2 protein-coding genes are annotated in these 3471 nt (G+C 48.5%); both read left to right on the top strand.

All coding sequences use genetic code 11. The annotated features are described in order from the left end of the window. The first annotated feature begins 5 nt into the window (after nt 1-5). Nucleotides 6-152, top strand: coding sequence for a PAAR domain-containing protein (locus PsWM33_RS28520; protein WP_082826917.1), 147 nt, complete (start codon nt 6-8; stop codon nt 150-152). Between the two features lie 928 nt (nt 153-1080). Beyond that, on the top strand, nt 1081-3471 hold a 2391-nt coding region (locus PsWM33_RS28150; protein WP_208994685.1), incomplete at its 3' end, for an Ig-like domain-containing protein.

Raw genomic sequence — 3471 nt, 5'->3', positions numbered from 1 at the left:
GCCCTGTGTGCCCAGCTCCACCGCATCCACGTTCAGTCTCTGCAGGTTCTTCAATAGTGACTATTGATGGCAAGCCTGCTGCCCGCGTTGGTGATGCAATCGGCTGCGGTGGAAGCATTACTTCCGGTTCACCTATTGTGACAATTGAATAAGGTGCCAAGACTTAGGTAAACCTGCTCATTTGTTCGGTGTCTGCAAGATGGTTTGAGTAGAAGGTTACTAAAAATTCCACGTCAACGTCACGTCAACAGCTATACTCAGTTTGAGCTGCATGCGTTCTCTTTCAAAGACGTTGAATGTGCCTGAATGTCGTTTAAGTACATAAGAGAAATCAGGAAGTTATAGGCTATCTCATTGAAATATAAGAGTAGCTAAATCTTCACAATATGAGGCTCATAACCTGAAGGTCGTAAGTTCAAATCTTACCCCCGCAACCAAATTATGATCAATAGATCAAACACATAACAAAAGCCCTGAGCCAACCGCTCAGGGCTTTTTGCGTTCGCGTCAACACCACGTCAACATTTGAACCAATCGCGAGGCAGGCAATAGCTGGATGGGGGGGAATGACGATCACAGTCGCGGATCAGTACGGGTGAGGGCCTCCAGGGTAGGCGTAGTGACTCAGCTGCTGCAAAGCGTCAGTTAGCAAGCTGAGAGCTACTCAGCGACGCCCATTTTCCTTAGGACTATTCCTGCTTGAAGAAGAACTCGTGACCAACACCGGACATTCGGCCTTAATCAAGGCGCACCCAGCCAGTGAGCGTCTGCAGCTTCTGATTGATCTTTCTCAGCTTACGATGGAGAACGAAAAGAAGGCCCGTTTGTGGAGAATAGTATAACCTGCAGCACTTGTCGGCAATTTAGCCAGCGCATATGACTGTGGTTGCTTGCGGGTTATCTCCGCAACATGAAGCTCTCTTGGTATTCCCTTTCAAAAAAGTCATTGCGGATGCATTTCTAACTGCGCATTGTTCTACTGAACATTACCAATCTATGGTTTTATAATAAAAATTTACAATCTTTATTACTCATGCATATATGAATAGTGATTTAATGATTCATATATGGGCTCTCAAAATGACAAATACCGCTCCTATCGCCGATGATATCGAAAAAACAGAGCGTGAAGATACCTCTGTTGTGATTACTCCTTCGTTCCTTGATATCGATACATCGGATACGCATAGTTTCACGGTCGATACGTCAGATACGCTTGGTTCAGTGACTGTAAATGATGACGGAACAATCTCATATGATCCAAATGGTAAGTTTGAATACCTGGCAGCCTATGCAGGGGATCTGGAAGATGAGACCACCACGGCATATGATAGTTTCACATATACGGTGACGGATAGCTCCGGGGCGAGTTCAACTGCAACCGTAACCGTCAGAATTCTTGGTCAGAATGATGGTCCAGTGGCTGCTGCGACGAGTGAGACCACGGATGAAGATAGCTCTGTTACCATAATCCCTGAGTTTTCCGATAAAGACACCTCAGACACGCACAGCTTCAGCGTGGATATCAGTAAGACAGCAGGTTCGGTAACTGTGAATGAGGACGGCACGTTCTCTTATGACCCCAATGGTGCGTTTGAGTATCTGGCGGTTGGAGAAACAGCAATTGACAGCTTTGCCTATAAAGTGACAGACGCAGCAGGTGAGAGCTCTACTCAGATTGTGATGATTACCATTACTGGCCAGAATGATGCACCAGTTGCTGCGGCTGTTGAAGCTGAGGTGAGTGAAGGTGGAACCATTACCATCAATAATGGTGTGAGTGATGCGGACACATCAGATGTACATCTGATTGGTATTAATAATACAGAGACCCAGGGGACAGTCCTTGTAAACTCTGACGGTACATTTGCCTACGATACCAACGGCCAGTTTGATCATCTGGGAGCAGGTGAAACGGCAACTGACAGCTTTGTCTATCTGGCTCTTGATGGTTCCTGGAGCGGCACTTCAGCAAGGGTCACTGTAACCATAACCGGGGAAAATGATGCGCCGGTCGCCGCTGAAGTTTTCAGTGAAACTGACGAGGACAGCAGCCTTACGATTACGCCGTCTTATTCAGAGGCAGATACGTCAGACACCCACAGCTTTAGTGTCGACACCAGTGAGACGGCTGGTTCCGTTACCGTGAATGATGATGGAACATTCTCTTATGACCCGATTGGTGCGTTTGAGGGCCTGACAGCTGGTGAGACGGCTACAGATACCTTTAGCTACACGGTGACAGACAGCTCCGGCGCAAGCTCCACTGAAACTGTGACAATTGAAATTACTGGCGTGAATGACGCCCCTGTTGTTTCGGGTCTTTCTGCGGAAACCTCAGAGGGCACCAGTGTCTTGATCGACCCGGTGTTTACAGATGCGGAAGCTTCAGACACCCACACTTTCACATTTGATGTAAGTAAGACCTCAGGTGCAGTTGCTTTGGTTGATGGCAGCTTCCGCTATAATCCCAATGGTGCCTTTGAGGGTCTGGCTGTTGGCGAAAGCTCCACGGATACCTTCAACTACACGGTAACGGATAGTTCCGGTACAAGCTCCACGAATACGGTCACGGTGACCATCAGTGGTGCAAATGATGGGCCTGTTGCTTCTGCGACCGCTGCCAGCACTGATGAGGGCAGCTCTGTAACCATCACACCGAACTACACGGATGTTGACAGCTCTGATACCCATAGCTTCAGTGTGGATACCACCAACACACTTGGCTCGGTCACAGTGAATGAGGATGGTAAGTTCTCCTACGATCCGACAAATTTAGTCGGCTCTCTGGGACTTGGCGAAACCATAACTGATACCTTCAATTACACGGTTACAGACAGCGCTGGAGAATCGTCAACCGCGACAGCCAGCGTGAGCGTTGCAGGCGACAGTGAAATACTGGCCGGGAGTACGGGGGATGATATCTATTTGATCCGGGCGGATAGCGGTTCAACCATGATCGATTTCACCACTGAAGTTGACGGTGGCGGGTATGACACGGTTGTTTTTGAGGATCTGTCTCTTCTTGACCTTACAATTACAACAGTTGATCACGATGGCGACAACGGTATCGCTCTGAAACTCTCTTGGGATGCAGATGGGGGTAGACCAGCAGGTCAACTCCAGATCGCCAACATGGGCCAGCATATTGAGCGATTTGAGTTTGCTGACGGGACAACTCTCAGCAAGATCGAGGTGCTGAATGATGGCCGTGTTGAGTTAACTGGTACTGACGGTGACGACAATATTACTGCTGGAGATCTGGCGGCACGTATTAATGGTGGTGAAGGAAGAGATACAGTTCGCTACTTCGATGCAACGGCCGCCGTCACCGTTAATCTCTCCGACCAGTCTCAAAATGCAGGCGATGCAGCTGGAGATGAATACATCTCCATCGAAAACATCATGGGCACGGATGCTTACGGTGATACCCTCACAGGTGATGCTGGTAACAACAGGCTCTGGGGCTAT

It is taken from the genome of Pseudovibrio sp. WM33 (assembly GCF_001623165.1).
Classification (GTDB): Bacteria; Pseudomonadota; Alphaproteobacteria; order Rhizobiales; family Stappiaceae; genus Pseudovibrio.
The sequence above is the reverse complement of the archived record's forward strand: the minus strand, read 5'-3'. Positions and strand labels throughout refer to the sequence as shown.